Raw genomic sequence first — 17,591 nt, forward strand, 5'->3', positions numbered from 1 at the left:
ACAGCCGCTGCGGGGTAGGCAACCGACCGCCGGGCCTAACCGGCGGGGCGTCTGGGGGGACGGTCGCCGGCTAGTTCTACCATAAGCTCTGCATTCATCATTGCTAATTTAGTAAAATGGTCACGTTCCGTTCCCCTGGCTGTCAAATCGGATGAGCCTAGAGTCAATTTGGTGCCTAAACGAGTGAGTGCCGGCGGCCGGCCAGAATTTATTCCTCCGATGATGCCCACCTTGGTCGCCAAGCCGCCCCAAGGCGATGACTGGATGCATGAAGCCAAATTCGACGGCTACCGCTCCCAGATCATCATCGACGCCGGCGCCGCTCGGATTTTCACCCGCCGCGGACTAGACTGGACCTCCAAATGCGGCGACCTAGCTGCGGCGGCGCGAACGCTGGACGTCGAGAATGCCATCATCGACGGCGAGGTCGTCGTCTTAAATGAGGCTGGCCTTTCGGATTTTGCCGCGCTGCGCAAGGCAATCACCAAGCGCCAGCACGACCTCTATTTCGTCGCGTTCGATCTGCTGCATCTCAACGGCCACGACTTGCGCGACATGGCGCTTGAGGATCGGCGGGAAATCCTGGCCGGCCTTATAGGGTCTGACAGCCGCATCCAGTTCAGTGAGACAATGCCAGGCGAGGCAAATGCGATCTATCATTTGATCGACGCGGCCGGCCTGGAGGGGATGGTATCGAAACGTCGAGACAGCAAATATCGCAGCGGCCCGACCACCAATTGGCTGAAAACAAAATCCTTCACGGAAAGCGAGTTTGAACTTCTCGGCGTCGAACGCGAGAGGGGCAAGCCCGCGTTTGCTCTGATGGCCCAGCTGGGAACTCGGAAATATGTCGGCAGTGCCTTCGTCAGCGTCAACCGCGAGATGCGGGAGCGGCTATGGAAGCGGGTCCAGGAACATGCCGGGCCACCGCCAAAGGACATGCCAAAGCGGCCGGCAATGCAGTGGGTCAAGCCGGGGATCAAAGTCCGCGTGAAGCACCTCAGGGGAGAGGACGACCTTCGCCACGCTTCGCTTCAGGACTTCTGGGATGAAAGCTAGCTTTCCGCGTTCTATGCGCTGCCGCTTGTCTCGCTTTCCTCGTCAAGTGCTGAGGCACCGGCAAATAGGCGTTGGCAATCAGCCAAATTAAGCGGGCTAATGGTTTCCAGCAAAGGACGCGCGGCGTGGTATACCATCACTATCCGGGGAAACATTGGATACGCAGCCGCTCAGCGCCATCAAAATCAACACCAAAAATAGTCGCATCTTTCCCTCCGAATTGGGGGCTCATGGCAGAACCGGGCACGCGCAAATATGTTGGCAGCGCCTTCGTGAGTGTCAATCGCGAAATGCGGGAGCGGCTTTGGAAGCGGGTCCAGGAACATGCCGGGCCACCGCCCAAGGAAATGCCAAAGCGGCCGGCAACGCAGTGGGTCAAGCCGGGGATCAAAGTCCGCGTGAAGCACCTCAGGGGAGAGGAAAATCTAAGGCACGCCTCGATGCAGGATTTCCGGGACGAAAGCTAGTGCGCCTTCTCTGCGCCCTTTGATCGACGATGAGACCAGACTGCCTCCAGCAGTTCGCGCTCATCGCCTGCAAGGCATGAATTATGCGCTGATCACCACGCATGACGGCAGGCACATGCTCACCGCGGTCGGCGGGGGGCGTGCCTGTGCTGAACGTTGCGCCCGATAACTTGAGGCCTCGCCACATGAGCCATGCGAAATCACGGCGAACGAAACGGCGATGTTGCGGCAGGGGGTCGTGCCTGACACTTTCAAAACATTGAAACACGAAAGGCAAACAAATGACTTTCAACCTCAACACCATTCGCAATGATGTTCGCGCAAAAGCCCGCACCGACGGTGACGTGTGCTGGCTATTCAATGCGCATCCGATGATCCGCAATCGTGCGCTGACCATCGGGGAGCGCGTTGACCTGCTCGTTAACGTGTTCAAAATCAAACGCACAAATGCGTTGATCGAAACCAAGGGCTATTATCATGCCCGTGGCAATCGTCACGAATCTCGCCGCAACTTCGCGCATGACATTGCAGGCCGTGCGAACGGGGGCCGCGTTGCAACTGAAAGCGACGTTATCGATTTTTGACGGCAGCATTTCACGGAAGGAGCACAAACATGAAACGCGTCCTCGCCATCGGCCTCATCGTGGCAACGCTTGCCACGGGCGGAGGATGGGCACATGCAGCCGAGCCGATGACCGGCAAGATGGCAAAGTTCAACGTCGCCGGCCGTATCGAAGCGGTTAAGGTCGCCTATGAAGAAGGCGGCGATACATGCGACTATGGTCGCTTCGCCATCGAAGAAGCGGCACGGTTGAAGCCGCTGGCCGACACGTCCGAAGAAAAGCGCGCGTGGAATCTTGGCGTGAACGATGCCCTCGCTGCAATGGATGCCGGTGACCTCTCGTTCTGCGAGCAGCTTTATATCGACGCCGGCAATTGGTCGATGCTAAAGGAAGTTGCCGCGTCGAAGGATCAATTGCGCGTTATCATGTTGTCGGCGGCGTCGAGAACAACAACTGCAACTGGGACGATGCGGCGGGGGCCGACAAGGACCCAGCGCCGTATCCGACACTTGCACGTGACGATATCGGCGGACTTGCAGGCGATAAGGCCGAGGGCATTGTCGCCCAGCTTTCGTACTCGGAAGAAACGAACACGGCACGCGACAACGGTTATACGTTCGGCACAACCGATCTCAAGAAGCATTGCCCTGTCATCGAGAAGTTCGCCAAGGAGTTGGTGAACTGATCCTGCAGCGCACCCAACATAACAAGGAAACAAACCAATGAAACGTATTCTTGCCGTGACAGCTTTAGCCCCTCGCATGGGCAATGCCGGCATCAGCGTGCGATAGCGTCACATATGAGGCTTACGCTGCGTATTACGCCTACATGGAAAACTTACGCGAGCGGGCAACGTTGGCCGAGCAGCATGCTACGGGCAAAGACACCGATGCGAGCAAGGTTCGTGAGGCACAGCTTCGCACCGAGGCTCATGCCATGTATGATCGCTATCAGGCGGCCAAAGCATTGATCGAAGCGTCACGCAAGTTTGACACCAAATGAAACACTTGAAGCCCCGCGCGATAAACTCGCTGGAAGACCTTCGGCACGCCTCGCTTCAGGATTTCTGGGATGAGGATTGAAGACGACGATGTCTGTCTCCCTCTATTCATGGCCCATACGCCACTCCATCCGGCCCCACGCATACCCAGGGCTGGACGACGCCTCCGATCTGGAGGTCCCCCTGGGTGTAGCACTTGGTCCGCGATCCTCGCATGTCATCCAGCACGAGGATGCAGACGAGGAGAATGGCCGCGACGACTAGCGTCTTCATGTCGACGCCCATCCAAAGAAGTAGTACTCGCCGCCACCGAGGTCGAGGCAGCCAGCTGGACCCCACTTGTCGTCGATCCTGGGGTCCTGCTTGTCCGTGAGGAGGCGGGCGTAGTCGGCGGGCTCGATGCCTGGTGGCAGGTCGACCATGGTGAATTTCGTATGCCCCCGCTTGATGTGATAGAGCAAATTTTGATGCCGATTATACCAGACCTTGTCGTAGAACTCTGTCTCCGCGGTAACAGGCGTTACTCACAAAGTGGTAATCGGGTGGAACAAAGACGGTCTGAGTTTTTGCATCGATGGCCGTGAGGTGATTACTTCAAAGAAAACCTAGTTCTCAGCTGATGCGCGATCACGTAGTAAGCCCGCGCTCCTCCTCTGAGCGTGGGCCGATCGGGCGGCGGCCCGATCTGCAGCGTGCAAAGCGGGGGGTCGACCCACTGGTCCCACACAACTGGTAGTGGCTGCTAACGTATCCAGGCGCGGCGTAGGAGATATTGGCCGAGATGATCCCGGAAGGTGGTCGCATCCAATTCAGTCAGGCGTTGCCGGGCGACGCAAAGGCGATCTTCCACCTCGTTGACCAAGCCGGGCTCGAAGGCATGGTTTCGAAGCGCAAGGACAGCAAATATCGCAGCGGCAACGCCACGGCTTGGCTGAAGACCAAGGCCTATTCGATCGACGAATACGAATTGCTTGGCGTCGAGCGCGAGAGGGGCAAGCCAGCCTTCGCTCTGATGGCCGAGCCGGGGACCCGCAAATATGTCGGCAGTGCCTTCGTCAGCGTCAATCGCGAGATGCGGGAACGGCTCTGGCAGCGCGTGCAGGAGCACGCAGGGACAGCGCCCAAGGGCATGAAGCGGCCGGCGACGCAGTGGGTCAAGCCGGGGCTGATCGGCCGTGTGAAGCACCTGCGAGGCGAGGACGACTTGCGGCATGCCTCGCTGCAGGATTTTTGGGATGAGAGTTAGTAGCCATCGCGCGGGTCAGTCTACGATGATGTGTCCCTCGACATCTCCGTCGATGCTCATCGTACTCAAGCGGCGATGCCAAAAAGAGCACCGGGCCGAATGATGGACGAGTGTGCCGTGGTCGTCCCGCGTCGCGTACTCAATCGTTGCGATACGCGCGCCGAAATCTTCTTCGGCATGCAGGAGTCGATAGCCGAAAACGCTCCTGACTGCCGAAACGATCCTGACTGCCCGCTCGCACGCCGGTATCATGCTCCAGCGCTCGCCATCGGCGTGAGCAGATAGAGCCGCCGTTACGAATAGTGCTGCCAGGCAAACGCGCTTCATCGAGCCCCGCCTTTCGCCAACTGGCCGCTTGCGGGCGAGAGAATGCGGCTAGTCAGCGAGCGAGTCCATACATGCAAGATTGCGATCTTATCGAGCGTCCTGGCCTGGTGGGCTTGCTAGCGCCCTTCGAAATGAGGATTATATTCCTCCCCATTGCGGCGAGCCCTTCAATGGAGATCGCCATGCCCCAAAAGACCCTCGCCGATACCTTGGCCGCCCGCGAAACCATCTATGTCAATTGCGGACACCCGATGTGCTGCAAATCGACGAAGCTCGATCTCCAGGCGCTGATTGACAGGCTCGGCCGTGACCACGGCTCGATGCATGACGACCTGATCGGGCTCTTTGTCTGCTCAAGTTGCAAGGCTGCCGGTCGTGACCGCCGGCAGGTGTTCTTCACATGCATTCCTGACTACGAAGGCCAGCAGCGGGCGCGCAATCGCGACTGGAAGCCAACTTTCGAACGAGGGGGCTGAAAGTGGCCGGCGCCACTGTGGGGGGCGTTGGGGTAGATTTGCCTGCAGGGCGCCGGCCGGGCGGATTGGGGTCCGCCGCCGTTGATACTACCGAGTTTGGCGATGCAAGTAATTCCGTGATCACGGAAGGGCCTACGCGCTGCCGTCCGTCTCGCTTTCCTCGTCAACCGTTCTGACTGGCAGATAGGCGTTGGTTTCCAGCCATTCGCGCAGCACGATCTGAATGAGGTCCGACCGGCCAATGTTCATTTCAGCCGCGATGGAGTTGAGAGCGTCCTCCGTTGCGGGCTCCAGCGGCACGCCTGAGACATTTCTAAGCATCAATGCAGCGCGACGCAGGATGACCTGCAGATCCGCGCGCGATATATCGGCGATGCGGTCGGCGGCGCTTTCAAGCTCTTCCGCAACAGATAGGCGGGTCATTGAGAGCGCCGCATGGCGGAGGTACGGCGCGCCAACATGGGCGGTGTTGTGCTACCCGACGCATGCCGAGTGGATCGAAGACGATGCGCGGCTGACCAGACTGGCGCAGGATGGGCGATTGGCGAGTCCTACGGCGCGTCAGGACGCGCGGGAGCCGCATCCCGGTCCATAAGACCAGCCAAGGGCGAGATCGCGTCCAGCGGCTCGCCTGCGTTTCAAAATTCAACCCCAGGCGCTTGCCAAACGGCCAGCTTCCGGCCACGGCCCGCCTAAGAACGACATGGCAGGGAACCGATTTAACAAGCTCTGAGTTTCAATTGTTAACCCAAGGTGAAAGTCTTAGGGAGCAACACAATGAAAACCATCCATCATCTCCTCGCCGGCACCGGTATGGTACTGATTTCAAGTGCATTTTTCGGCTCAACGGCGACCGTTCCAGCATTTGCGCAGGCGATTGAGCGCCAGATCTCGGCGGGGAAGCAATGTCGCTTGTGCCCGCCGCTCACCAATGGCGAGGGCCATCCGACAGGCACAGCTAGTAGGGACACCATCGCCGGCAGCGGCAGCGTCGGCGACCACGGCACCGGCAGCGTCGGCGGCACCGGCAGCATCAGCGGCAGCGGCAGCATTGACGGCAGCGGCACCGGCAGCATCGGCGGCACCGGCAGCATTGACGGCAGCGGCAGCGTCAGCAGCAGCGTCGGAGGCAGCGGCAGCGTCGCGCGCTGACAACGGCGGGCAATAGCGGCAATGTTAACGCCGGATTCGGCAACGGTGGCGAAGGTCCTGCCGACGAGATCGAGATTGCCTGAGTCATGACCTGACCGCGATCAGCGCCGCGAACGCATCGCGGGCAGCCTGTCGATGCGGAGCCAGCCGCGCTTCGTGCTCAGCGGGCCAGCTTGCGGGGATGTAGCGGTTGATCGCCGCCTCGACCAACGCACGCGAACCACGCAGATCGCGAACCAGCGCATTGGCCTCAACCTTTCGCCGACCTTGACTGGCGATGTAGTTCTGGACGTAGGGCTTGCGGTGATCGGGGTGACCCGGAGATGTGCGCCCGAGGCGAAGATTTCCAAACGATCAGGAATTTTGTCAGAACCCGGTGTGAGCAAAATCACATGGACTGGAAGAGGGCACGGGGAATATGAGCACTGCACCGATCGAGATTGAACGGAAACCAACCTGATGCCCCGCCTTCGCGAATGCCCGTTCGACAACAACCGCGATCTCCAGGTCGAGCATTTCAACGGCGACGACTATCACGTCAAGTGCAAGCGCTGCGGCGCACAGGGGCCGACTGCCGACACTTGGGCCGAAGCCGAGAAGCTTTGGAACGATCGCGACGGAAGTGACAAGCACTAACCCGCACACTAGCAAGCCCCCGCTGCCTCACGGTGGCGGGTCTGCTTGCTCTCCTTCTGGCGCATAGTCCTCCGGCCGCATCAGCTTCGGAGAGGACAACCATAGTTCTTTGAAAGCCAACATCGGCGGCGTCCAGTGGGCATCCCACTTATCCATGGCGCGAAGGATGAAAAATCCTGCCTCGACGGAAGTGAGGTTCCGCGTCGGGCCCGCGTCCGGTTTCTCGTGCTTCAGCCAATAGAAGGTCTCATTGAGGCAAGCGATCCACTGCTTTCGCTCCGCCGGTCGCCTGCCCAGTATGTTTTCCCAGAGGCCAACCGCCTTGCCAGGCGCCATGTCCTCGGCGGCGCCCGTCAGCGTGATAGCCACAGCGAATTGCCCAGCATGGAAGGCCGTGATGGCAGCCTCGATCTGTTGAACGGCAGCCTCCTGCTTCGTGACCGTGAAGACGCGATAGAATGGGCGCTGCTCTCTCATTGTTGCCCCAGATGTTGCCCCTGGCGACGATTCGCCTTTTTGGCGAGCTATCGAATGGCAGCTAAGTCTTTGGAATTGTTGGCTCCCCGGGCCGGACAACTCGTCAAATCGAACCGGGAAAAACCAAGGCCAGAAAGGCATTATATTTCAATTGCTTAAGTATGTTGCCTCTTCCGAGGTGTCACCGCGTTGGTGTACCTCTATGGGTAGCAGCGGTGTACCTCAAGCGTCAAGCCTCGATCCATTGGCAGTGATCTTGGGTCCCAAAGCCTTTTCCTGCTCCGCGCTCCATGCTCGCCAGTACCTTGCCACTTTCGTGTTCGTGAATTGGTTTTGCCAAAAGGCGGCTTCCTCAACGTCCACCTCCGCAATCCAGGCCACGTACTGCTCGCACCACGCTTGCAAACTGCCGGCGCGCGCTGGACGTTTGGTTTCGTCGCATTTCTCAAGCTTTGCTTTCAAGGCCACGCTGATCTCCTTCCACCGATTAAGCGCCCATCTGCTTTGCGAGCGACATACGCTCTGATTCTCGGTTTTGGTGCAATGGAAAATCGACTTAACATACTGATATAATTTGGTTATCTCCGGCAACACAGTAGCTACGATATGGGAGTTGCTCCGTTTGCGAGGCAGAGACCACCGACCGCCGCTAACGCCGGCCGGCACAACGGCCAGTCAGACCCTCAGCAGCCCTCCTGTGGCCTCTCCGTTGGCCCTCACGGTCGTATTCGGTCATGTCGATGCCGGCCCAATATTTGGCTCTTGAGGCACTTTCACAAGCAGGAGAGGGTAGCTTCGTTCACCATCCTTGTGGCACTGTGCGCCACCTTTGATGGGGGATGCTTTGACCACTAACCTGCAAGAACTTTCGCGGACACTGTTCTCCGCTGCCGATCAGCTTTGGACCAACAGCAATCTGCGGCCCGATCAATACGCACAACCCGTGCTGGCGCTGATTGCACTGCGGCAGATGGAAGCAAAGTTCGAGGTCGTTCACGCAGACCTGGCCCCGCACTATACTGGGCGGCTGAGGCCTTCTCCCGCTGACTATCAGGCGCGCGGCGCGGTCTTCCTGCCTGAGAAAGCCCGCTTCTCGAGGCTGCTGTCATTGCCTGGAACCGCAGACTTAGGTGCTGAACTCAACGCGGCCATGAAAGGGATCGCGGAGACCAACCCAGACTTAGCCGGCGTTCTGCCCCAAGGCTATCAGGGCCTGCCCAACAGCGTGCTGCAGGAGTTGATGCGCGTTCTCGCCCCGCTCAAGATCGACGGCGACGCCTACGGGCTGATCTTTGAGTACTTCATGGGCCAGTTTGCATCCAACTACATGCAGAAGGGAGGCGAGTTCTTCACGCCAGCGTCCATCGTGAAGCTCATCGTGGAGATCATTGAACCCTATCACGGCGCGATCTTCGATCCTGCCTGCGGGTCGGGTGGCATGTTCGCCCACTCGGCCGACTTCGTGCGCCGACATCACAAAAGCCCAGCGAGCGAGATTAACATCTTCGGGGTCGAGAAGATGAGCGACACGCTGCGCCTCTGCCGCATGAACCTCGCCGTGCATGGCCTATCTGGCGACATCCGCGAGGCCAACAGCTACTACGACGACCCGCACCATCTCATCGGACGCTTCGACTTTGTGATGGCCAATCCTCCCTTCAACCAGTCTGAGGTCGATCGTACCAAGCTCGTCACCGCAACTGGCAAGGTTGACGCACGGTTCCCGCTCGGCCTTCCGACGGTGAACAACGCGAACTACATCTGGATCAACCTATTCTATGCCGCGTTGAACCCGACTGGACGCGCCGGTTTTGTAATGGCGAATAGTGCAGCCGACGCGGGCGGCAGCGAAAGGGAGTTGCGAAAGAAACTCATTGAGACTGGCGCAGTGGACTGCATTGTCGCCGTCGGCCCCAATATGTTCTTCACAGTCACCCTGCCCGTGACCCTCTGGTTCCTCGACAAGGGCAAGGCGAAGGGCCTGCGAGGTGACAAAGTATTGTTCGTCGACGCGCGTCATCTCTTCAGCCAGGAGACGAGGTCGCATCGCGTGTTCGATCCGAACCACATCGAGTTCATCGGCAACATTGTCAGGCTGTGGCGTGATGAGAAGATAGAGACGCAAGCCGGCAGCGGGTCGCGAATGACCGAGTTGTTTCCAGATGGCAGCTATCGCGATGTTCTTGGCCTCTGCAAGATCATCACGCGCGACGAGATCAAGGCACAAGACTGGAGTCTGAGCCCGGGCCGATACGTTGGCGTAGCGCCCGGCCATTCGCCTGATGAGGAGGCGTTCAAGGTTATACTGGAGGCCCTGCAGGAGGGCTTAGAGGGCCTCAACGCTGAGGCGGCGCAGTTGCAGGCCCGGATTGCGCAGAACGTGGCGGAGTTGTTGAGCGCATGACAACAACGACACTTCGCGACCTTCTCATCGATAGCCGCGACGGCGAATGGGGAGAGAGCCAGGCAGGTGCTGGGCGGGTGAGGATGCGAGTTATCCGAGGCACCGATTTCCCTGATGTACGCCAAGGGGATTTTCAGGGAGTGCCTCTTCGCTACCTTGAGCAGAGACATGCGATACGAAAGCGCCTCCAATTTAATGATATCCTTCTTGAAACAGCAGGTGGGACGGCTGATCGTCCCACCGGTCGAACCGCACTTGTGACCCGCCGTGTTCTTGATGGGTTGGGGGAAGACGTCACTTGCGCCAGCTTTGCTCGCTTTATCAGGATTGATCCCGACAAGGCTGAGCCCGCGTTCGTGTTTTGGCTGCTTCAACACCATTACGCGGCACGCAACCTCCTGCAGTTTCACCTACAACACACGGGTGTCGCGCGATTTCAGTTCACGACATTCGCTGACACCTTTGTCCTTCGGTTACCGGACCGTGATCAGCAGCAGCGCGTCGCCTCAATTCTTGCAGCATACGACGACCTGATAGAGGTGAACCGCCGACGGATTGCACTACTGGAGGAAATGGCTCGGCGGTTGTTCGATGAGTGGTTCGTTCGCATGCGATTTCCGGGCCGCGAGGCCGATGCAACGGTCGGGGCGGCCAACGGCCCGCTGCCCGAGGGGTGGGAATGGCGATCTCTCCCGGAGGTATGCGTCCAGCCCAATGGCATTCAGACTGGGCCGTTTGGCAGTCAACTCCACCAGGCAGATTACGTCGATGAGGGCGTGCCGGTTGTTATGCCGATGAACATGATCGGCTTCCGCATTGCAAAAGACAAAATCGCTTACATTTCAGAGCAGAAAGCCAATGAATTAGTCCGGCATCGCATGGTGATTGGTGATGTAGCCTACGGAAGGCGAGGTGACATCGGTCGCCGCGCTTACATCTCGTCGCGAGAGAATGGCTGGTTTTGTGGCACGGGATGCCTCAGGCTGCGTCCTGATCCTACGCGCATCGGTTCACGCTATTTCTTCGACGCACTTGGCCATCCAACAACGCTGGGGGCGATCCGGGCGCGGGCTCAGGGCGCAACCATGCCAAATCTGAGCGCGGGTGCGATGTCCGGCGTGCCCGTGCTGGTGCCACCGCCCGCTTTGCAAGGGACATACGACGACATCGCGGGACATTGGGCTGAGCTGTCAGCGTCATTGGTAGCATCAAATACTAACCTTAGCGCCCAGCGCGACCTACTGCTCCCACGCCTCATGTCCGGCGAGCTGGCTCTCACCGCTGCCGAACGCGAACTGGAGGACGCCGCCTAATGCCTCCGGCTGCCCCCCCGAAATCGCTCGCCGGGGCAATCACCAGCGAACTGGGGCTGGTCGAGAAGCCAGGCATCGATCTTCTGGTAGAACTGGGGTGGGCGCATCAAGACCTGATGAAGGAAGAGCCGGGGCCGCAGGACCCAACCGGCCGCCTATCGTTTCGCGAGCTGGTTCTTCCCGCGCGGCTCCGCGCCGCGTTGCGCAAGCTCAATCCATCTGTGCCCGACGACGGGCTTCGACAGGCCGAGGCTGCGATCAGCGCTGATCGGTCAACCATGCTACCTGTGGCGGCGAACCGCGATGTCTATAAGCTGCTTCGCGAAGGTGTGACGGTCCAGATGAAACGGCCCGATGGCTCGACGAAGCCGGAGCGGGTGGCCATCATCGACTGGACGAACGCGACGGGTAATGACTTCTTTCTCGCTTCTCAGTTCTGGATCGCAAGCGACCTCTACAAGCGCCGCCCCGACGCCATCGGCTTCGTCAATGGCATCCCTCTTCTGCTCATCGAATGGAAGGATATCACGCAGCCGGTGCAGGAAGCCTATGAGGCCAACCTGCGTGACTACCGCGATACCATTCCGCGTCTCTTCGACTTCAACGGCTTCGTCATCCTCTCCAACGGGCTTGAGGGGTTGATGGGCGCAAGCCACGCGCCCTTCGACAGTTACGCCCCCTGGAGGCGTCTGGAGGAGGGGGGACCGGAAAGCGTAGCGCTGGAGACGGTACTCCGCGCGACCTGTGAGCCGTCCCGTTTCCTCGATCTCGTCGAGAACTTCTTACTCTTCGAGGATGCACGGGGCGGGCTGCGCAAGCTCGTTGGCAAATATCATCAGGTTCTCGGCGTGAACCGGGCCATGGAAGCAGTTGGGCAACTGGAGGAGAACCGTGGCCGCCTCGGCGTATTCTGGCACACGCAGGGCAGCGGCAAGAGCTTCTCAATGGCAATGTTCGCCGAGAAGGTCTTGCGCCGCCTCGGGGGCAACTGGACCTTTGTGATCGTCACCGACCGGCAGGAGCTGGACGATCAGATCGCCGGCACGTTCGCATCAGTCGGAGCGTTGACGAAGCTCGTGAAGGACTGCCAGGCGCAGAGCCGCGTCCATCTGCGTGAATTGCTCGCGGGCCAAGAGCGCTATGTGTTCACTCTTATCCACAAATTCTCTACCGAGCGCGGTGAACTGATGCCGGTGCTGTCAGAGCGGAGTGACATCATCGTCATTACTGATGAAGCGCACCGAAGTCAGTATGACCAGCTCGCCGCCAACATGCGCCGTGCGCTGCCCAATGCTGCCTTCATAGGCTTTACTGGAACGCCGCTGATCGCGGGGCAGGAAGAGCGGACGCGCGAGGTCTTCGGTGACTACGTATCGATTTACAACTTCGCCCAATCCATCGCCGACGGCGCGACTGTGCCGCTCTATTACGAAGCGCGGAAGCCCGAACTGCAACTCGCTGCCGACGATCTGAAGGAAGAGCTGGACGATTTGTTGGACGAGGCGGCGCTGAACGAAGAGCAGGAAAGGAAGATCCAGCAGACATTCGCCAAGCAGTACCACCTGATCACCCGAAACGACCGCCTCGAAGAAGTCGCTGCCGACCTCGTGCGGCATTTCTCGGCACGCGGCTATCTGGGCAAGGCGATGTTCGTCGCTATCGACAAGGCCACTGCTGTCCGCATGTACGACAAGGTGAGCAACGCATGGGCCGCGGAGTTGGCTGATCGGCAGGAGCAGATCGCAACTGCGCCTGAGGAGGCTCGCGCTGCACTTGCCGAGCGCCTCGCATGGATGCGGAATGTCGATATGGCGCTGGTCGTCAGCCAATCGCAGAACGAGATCGACGACCTAAAGCAGAAGGGTCTCGACATCCTGCCCCACCGCGAACGAATACAGAAGGAGGACCTGGAGGCAAAGTTCAAGGACCCTGACGACCCGCTTCGCTTGGTCTTCGTCTGCGCCATGTGGATCACCGGCTTCGACGTGCCAACGTGCAGCACGATTTACCTCGACAAACCGATGAAGAACCACACCCTTATGCAGACGATCGCTCGGGCGAATCGCCGCGCGGAGGGCAAGACCGCTGGCGTCATCGTGGACTATGTCGGTGTATTCCAGAACCTGCAGAAGGCGCTTGCCATCTATGCGGCAAAGGGTAGTGAAGCCTCGCCCATTCGAGACAAAGATGAGCTTGTCACCGAACTTGAGCAAGCCCTCGCCGAAGCCCGTGTGTTCTGTGCAGGCTTTGACGTAGACGTCCACGCGATCTTCGCGGTGAAGGGGCTGGATCGGACCAAACTGATCGGACAGGCGGTTGAGGCTCTCATTGCCCCCGATGACCGCCGACGCGGTTTCTTACGTCACGCCAACGCGACCGTCCGGGCTTACAAGGCGCTCCTGCCGGATGAACGGGCCGCTCCTTCCCTCAAGCCGGTGGCGACCGTGCATGTTCTCGCAGAGGCGATACGTGGCAAGCTCGGGCCGGTGGACATCTCGGTCGTTGCCGCGAAGATCGAAGCACTGCTTGACGAGAAGATCGAAGGCGTGGCGATCACCGCGCCAATTATCCAGGGCGATGAAGCGCACGGTCGGGTCGACCTGTCCGCCATCGACTTTGATATGCTCGCCAAGCTCTTCTCTGGCCAACCCAAGACTGCCGCCGAGAAGCTGCGCTCGCAAATCGAGGCAAGGGCGCATAGCATGGCCGCGCGCAACCCCACGCGCGTTCACCTCGTGGACAAGCTGGAGAAACTCGTTGAAGCCTACAATCTGGCTACGCTCGACGTGGAGGCATTCTTCGAGGCATTGAAGAAGCTTGTGGCTGAGATGGATGACGAGGAGCGCCGCGCTGCGCGTGAAGGACTGACAGACGACGAATTGGCGATCTTCGATCTACTTACTAAGCCGAAACCAGAGCTAACAAAGCCCCAGGAGACAGCGGTCAAGCTGGTTGCCAAGGAGTTGCTCCAAAAGCTGGAAGGACTGCGGCTGTCCAACTGGCCTCAGAACCAGCAGACCCGTGCAGCGGTCCACTCCGAGATCAGGTTCAAGCTGAACGAGCTGCCGGAGGAGCCGTATCCGCAGGACCTATGGGATGAGAAGGTCGAGGCTGTCTGGCAGTTTGTCTACCATCAAGCCGCACGCCAGCCAGGCGCCGCACTTCGGTGACGCGAGTCTCCGCTCTGGCGGATCAATCGAGAGACCGTTGGTTCCCCGTGGTGAGAAGCGCAACGCGGGGGACGAGCAACTCGACTGCTTTCTCCAGGTCTCTTCCGACGTATCGAAGGACACGCCCACGCGACCGGGGGTACACATGCAGCTCCTTGGTGCTGGTCCCTTCGCCCCACCGCTTGTGCGTGCCCGAGGCCATGCGGTGGACGAGCTTTGCGGCCTGTACCTGCCTGAACTCCGACTTTGTCTCTGGCTGGGGATCGGAACGGATCGCAAGTTCTACTGTAAGCCACGCGCCGACTACTCGACGAGGGTCGACCTTCGCCTTGCGCAGCCTCGCCCAGGCCGCGCGCGCACGATCGTCCGGAGACAACCCCCGAAGCCTGAATGCCTCCATGTGAGGCCCTGCGGCCCGATACAATGTCTCCACGCGCTCGATAGCGTTGGTGGTCCATTTGTCGTCCGCGTTAGCCTCCAGCCAAGCGAGTGCTGCCTTCCGATATGGCGTAAGTTCCTTGGCGGTGTAGGAGCGTTTGTAGGCGCTGCCGTGACGGGCAAGGTGATCAGAGTGCGTTCGGCAGAACCGCGTGTCCAGACCGTCCTCTGTGCCCGCACGGGCAGGCCTTCCGCAGTCCACAACGCGGCACCGTGTAAACATATGGCTTGGTTCCGCAGCTCGGGCTTTGACCTCGTTCTTGCGCTCTCGCTTCTTAGCCCAATTCGTCAATCTCGAGTCCCTCTTAGGTGTGCCCTGGGTTTCCCCTTAAGGGGCCATGCAGTGAGTGAAGGAGCTACCTGAGTAGGATGGAGGTAACCTAACATGTGGGTGAGGGTTGATAGGACCTGATACAGGGAGGAAGTCCCCCCTCAGACCTCAACCGAGACAGTGCCCTGAACATGGGCATGAGCATTGAACACAGTGAGCATGACTTCCTTGGTCACCAACACCTTGGAGGACGGAACCATCACAGCGTCATGGATCGGCAGAGCGACAATCCCCTTGGCGCGAAGGCTAAGGAGAACGTCAACAAGAATGCTGCTCTCGATGAACTGAGCGTCGTGGCCAAGACCTTTGTGGAAATGATCCTTGATCAACGGGTGTTTGGCTTCGATGGCATCGACCACCTCGCCGATCCTGTCGGTCTTGCGAAACAGCTTGCGGGTGTCCTTGGGGAACCTGTCGAGCCGTTGCTCGGCAAATATCATGGCGCTCATCACTTTCTTGATGCCATCTCGCAGCTGGTTGTATCCGTGCATCTGATAGAGGTCGCCGGTGGCGGGGAGGTGGCCTGCCATTCCGTAGAGGATGCGGGCGCCCACCTGACCGAAGTCCAACTCTACGGCCTTCTCTCCCGCGATCTTGAGCCCTTGCCGTCGCTCGTGCTTCCGTAGCTGCTGCCAGAAGCCTCCGAACATCCTGCCGCCACTGGTGAACCGCGCCTGGGTGAAGATACGACGCAACCGTCTGTCTCGGATGTCGAAGGCCGTGTGCGGCCACGGAACACCAAGGGGCTCAAACCGAAGATCGGCTGCCGCCAGCCACTGGTTGATGGTCTCAAGCTCGTGGCGGTAACGCTCGGTGTCAGGGGTGTCGGCGTACGACTCCAAGCCGCCTTCGTCCCAATAATTGCCAGGGTCCTTCAGACGCTTCAGGATGATCGTCTCGCCGTGGGGATGCTCATCGAGGTCGTCGGTGGCGATGCCGCCGTCCTCCATTCGCGGCAGCAGGGTCGGACCCGGTCGGATAACCGTCGATTTGGAAGCGCCAGGTATCGGAGCGGCCTTGTCCTGACGCACATAGCCCAGCTCGGGCTTGGCGAGCAGATCCAAGATGCGTGGAAAGACCTTGCTGTAAGCTCGCGGCCTATATCGGCTCTTCGTCCCCAAGCGCCTGTTGGAGCGGGTGACGTAAATTCCCTCGGGATAGTCCACGAGGTGATGATGCATCAGGTCGGAAAGGATCGCGTCTACGGTCAGGTCGAAGGTCTCTTGGTCTGCGGCCCGACGCTTATTCCTCGTCAGCCCGAAACGATCCTCGTAGTTCAGGAGCAACCTGATGGCTTCCGCGACGATGCCCTTGGCATTGTCCGATGAAGCGAACCGATAAGCGTTGAAAGGCCGATCGCGTTCGTCATCTTCGTCATCCGGGGTCGCGATCAGCGGGGCGATCTGGTCCAACTGCGATGTTCCAATTCTACAAAATGGCCACCCCGCTCCCACGGCCACACAGAGGGCCACGGGCGGACATGAGGTCGGGCAGGAGGAAAGGGGGCTCGGCAGCGCCTCGCGGTTCTCAGAGCGCGCCTACGGCTGCCTGTCACTGGTTGCCGAGGCCAGCGAAATACCGCAAGTCGGGCGGCTTGGCCATCCGGGCGACAGAGGCAAAAGAGCGCGGTCTGTGCCTTTCCCCGGTGTAGTGATACGCTGGAGCTTCGGCCTCGTTGCCTGGAGCAGTGTTCGAGGTCTGCCTTGTGAGGCCGGGGGGGCATTCACGTATGGAACCCGTGGACCTGAAGTCCCGCATCGAGATTGCGCTGGGTCGCGGTCACCTGAGCCAATGGCAAAGACAATTCCTCATCGACATTCACGCCCGTCTGGTGAAGTACGGCCCCAAAGCGCGGCTGACCGACAAGCAGCGCGCCAAGCTCTTCGAGGTGATCGGCTACGCCCCGCCAAGCAGCCAAGCACCACCGCAGTCACGCCCGAACAGCTCGCAGTCGCCGCGGTGGAGGCAGCGGCGGCGCCGGAGCCCGATCGTGCGCGAGGTCCGGTATCTGGCCGGCCGATTTGTCACGGCCTTTGGAATGATGTTGGCTTTGGTAGTCGCGTCTTTGATCTACTCATACGTCAACAACCCCAACACGACCTCCCCAAGCAGTCCGGCCCTTGCATTGCCAAACGCTGGAAGCCTGAAGCCATTGGCGAGGAGCCAGTTCACGATCACGGACGGCGACACCATTCGGCTCAACGGTGCCGCGAAGGGGACCCGGCTGGTCGGCTTCAATACGCCCGAAAGCATCGAGCCAAGGTGCGAAGCTGAGGCCCAGTTGGGGCGTCGAGCGAAGGCGCGCCTCAAAGAGTTGGTAGCTGCTGCGGGGCTGGAATTGAGGATGGTTGCGTGTGCTTGCACGCCAGGGACCGAAGGCACAGACAGATGCAACTACGGCCGCAGTTGCGGCTCTCTGCTTGTCGATGGTCGCGATGTTGGCGAGGTGCTGGTGTCAGAGGGATTGGCTGTGACGTTTGTCTGCGGCTCGACGAGCTGTCCACCGACGCCTCGTCCCTGGTGTGGGTAGGG

18 protein-coding genes are annotated in these 17,591 nt (G+C 59.8%); 12 read left to right on the plus strand and 6 right to left on the minus strand.

What is annotated here, in order from left to right; genetic code table 11:
* The first annotated feature begins 219 nt into the window (after positions 1 to 219).
* The 4 genes from BQ8482_RS28400 to BQ8482_RS38375 all read left to right on the plus strand — a co-directional run bounded on the left by BQ8482_RS28400 (position 220) and on the right by BQ8482_RS38375 (position 3,091).
* On the plus strand, positions 220 to 1,059 hold the full coding sequence (locus BQ8482_RS28400; RefSeq protein WP_483237937.1) for an ATP-dependent DNA ligase: 840 nt from the start codon (positions 220 to 222) through the stop codon (positions 1,057 to 1,059).
* A gap of 748 nt (positions 1,060 to 1,807) precedes the next feature.
* Entirely contained in the window at positions 1,808 to 2,110 is a 303-nt protein-coding gene (locus tag BQ8482_RS28410; protein WP_123150614.1) for a hypothetical protein, read from the plus strand.
* A 107-nt stretch (positions 2,111 to 2,217) separates the two neighbouring features.
* A complete protein-coding gene (locus BQ8482_RS37870) occupies positions 2,218 to 2,769 on the plus strand; it encodes a hypothetical protein (RefSeq protein WP_133254849.1) in 552 nt (183 codons plus the stop codon).
* Between the two features lie 175 nt (positions 2,770 to 2,944).
* Positions 2,945 to 3,091: a hypothetical protein gene (locus BQ8482_RS38375; protein ID WP_165848747.1), complete on the plus strand. Its 147-nt coding sequence runs from the start codon at positions 2,945 to 2,947 to the stop codon at positions 3,089 to 3,091.
* A gap of 267 nt (positions 3,092 to 3,358) precedes the next feature.
* On the opposite strand, the gene BQ8482_RS38380 is transcribed toward BQ8482_RS38375, so the two are convergent.
* Positions 3,359 to 3,511 carry a hypothetical protein gene (locus tag BQ8482_RS38380; protein WP_165848748.1) on the minus strand — a complete coding sequence of 51 codons (153 nt, stop codon included), beginning with the start codon at positions 3,509 to 3,511 and terminating at the stop codon, positions 3,359 to 3,361.
* Positions 3,512 to 3,861: 350 nt separating this feature from the next.
* Here BQ8482_RS38380 and BQ8482_RS28425 point away from each other — a divergent pair, with 350 nt between their 5' ends.
* Positions 3,862 to 4,335: a hypothetical protein gene (locus tag BQ8482_RS28425; RefSeq protein ID WP_244603011.1), complete on the plus strand. Its 474-nt coding sequence runs from the start codon at positions 3,862 to 3,864 to the stop codon at positions 4,333 to 4,335.
* A gap of 15 nt (positions 4,336 to 4,350) precedes the next feature.
* Here BQ8482_RS28425 and BQ8482_RS28430 read toward each other — a convergent pair whose 3' ends face one another.
* Complete coding sequence (locus BQ8482_RS28430) at positions 4,351 to 4,662, minus strand: hypothetical protein (RefSeq protein WP_123150617.1); 312 nt, start codon at positions 4,660 to 4,662, stop codon at positions 4,351 to 4,353.
* Between the two features lie 170 nt (positions 4,663 to 4,832).
* Between BQ8482_RS28430 and BQ8482_RS28435 the strand changes: the two genes are divergently transcribed.
* On the plus strand, positions 4,833 to 5,138 hold the full coding sequence (locus tag BQ8482_RS28435) for a hypothetical protein (RefSeq protein ID WP_123150618.1): 306 nt from the start codon (positions 4,833 to 4,835) through the stop codon (positions 5,136 to 5,138).
* Between the two features lie 132 nt (positions 5,139 to 5,270).
* Here the strand turns inward: BQ8482_RS28435 and BQ8482_RS28440 are convergent, their stop codons facing one another.
* Positions 5,271 to 5,561: a hypothetical protein gene (locus tag BQ8482_RS28440; RefSeq protein WP_123150619.1), complete on the minus strand. Its 291-nt coding sequence runs from the start codon at positions 5,559 to 5,561 to the stop codon at positions 5,271 to 5,273.
* A 354-nt stretch (positions 5,562 to 5,915) separates the two neighbouring features.
* On the opposite strand from BQ8482_RS28440, the gene BQ8482_RS38385 reads away from it, so the two are divergent.
* Positions 5,916 to 6,290 (plus strand): hypothetical protein, encoded by a 375-nt coding sequence (locus BQ8482_RS38385; RefSeq protein ID WP_165848749.1) that lies wholly within the window; start codon positions 5,916 to 5,918, stop codon positions 6,288 to 6,290.
* 459 nt (positions 6,291 to 6,749) lie between these two features.
* Positions 6,750 to 6,926, plus strand: a complete 177-nt coding sequence (locus BQ8482_RS38390) for a Lar family restriction alleviation protein (RefSeq protein WP_165848750.1) — start codon at positions 6,750 to 6,752, stop codon at positions 6,924 to 6,926.
* Between the two features lie 27 nt (positions 6,927 to 6,953).
* On the opposite strand, the gene BQ8482_RS28450 is transcribed toward BQ8482_RS38390, so the two are convergent.
* Positions 6,954 to 7,544, minus strand: a complete 591-nt coding sequence (locus tag BQ8482_RS28450; protein WP_133254850.1) for a hypothetical protein — start codon at positions 7,542 to 7,544, stop codon at positions 6,954 to 6,956.
* A gap of 81 nt (positions 7,545 to 7,625) precedes the next feature.
* Positions 7,626 to 7,871, minus strand: coding sequence for a hypothetical protein (locus BQ8482_RS28455; protein WP_133254851.1), 246 nt, complete (start codon positions 7,869 to 7,871; stop codon positions 7,626 to 7,628).
* A gap of 376 nt (positions 7,872 to 8,247) precedes the next feature.
* On the opposite strand from BQ8482_RS28455, the gene BQ8482_RS28460 reads away from it, so the two are divergent.
* The 3 genes from BQ8482_RS28460 to BQ8482_RS28470 are packed head-to-tail and all read left to right on the plus strand — an operon-like array spanning position 8,248 to position 14,290.
* A complete protein-coding gene (locus BQ8482_RS28460; RefSeq protein ID WP_123150767.1) occupies positions 8,248 to 9,807 on the plus strand; it encodes a type I restriction-modification system subunit M in 1,560 nt (519 codons plus the stop codon).
* Positions 9,804 to 11,120 carry a restriction endonuclease subunit S domain-containing protein gene (locus BQ8482_RS28465; protein WP_133254852.1) on the plus strand — a complete coding sequence of 439 codons (1,317 nt, stop codon included), beginning with the start codon at positions 9,804 to 9,806 and terminating at the stop codon, positions 11,118 to 11,120. Before BQ8482_RS28460 ends, BQ8482_RS28465 begins: the two co-directional genes overlap by 4 nt.
* The gene (locus BQ8482_RS28470; RefSeq protein ID WP_123150624.1) at positions 11,120 to 14,290 is read left to right on the plus strand and encodes a type I restriction endonuclease subunit R; all 3,171 of its coding nucleotides are present in this window, start codon (positions 11,120 to 11,122) and stop codon (positions 14,288 to 14,290) included. Before BQ8482_RS28465 ends, BQ8482_RS28470 begins: the two co-directional genes overlap by 1 nt.
* 870 nt (positions 14,291 to 15,160) lie before the next feature.
* Here BQ8482_RS28470 and BQ8482_RS28480 read toward each other — a convergent pair.
* Positions 15,161 to 16,471, minus strand: coding sequence for a hypothetical protein (locus tag BQ8482_RS28480; RefSeq protein WP_123150626.1), 1,311 nt, complete (start codon positions 16,469 to 16,471; stop codon positions 15,161 to 15,163).
* A 317-nt stretch (positions 16,472 to 16,788) separates the two neighbouring features.
* Between BQ8482_RS28480 and BQ8482_RS28485 the strand changes: the two genes are divergently transcribed.
* Positions 16,789 to 17,589 carry a thermonuclease family protein gene (locus BQ8482_RS28485; protein ID WP_123150627.1) on the plus strand — a complete coding sequence of 267 codons (801 nt, stop codon included), beginning with the start codon at positions 16,789 to 16,791 and terminating at the stop codon, positions 17,587 to 17,589.
* The last annotated feature ends 2 nt before the right edge of the window (positions 17,590 to 17,591 follow it).

The organism is Mesorhizobium delmotii (genome assembly GCF_900149755.1).
In the GTDB taxonomy this organism is placed as follows: domain Bacteria; phylum Pseudomonadota; class Alphaproteobacteria; order Rhizobiales; family Rhizobiaceae; genus Mesorhizobium; species Mesorhizobium delmotii.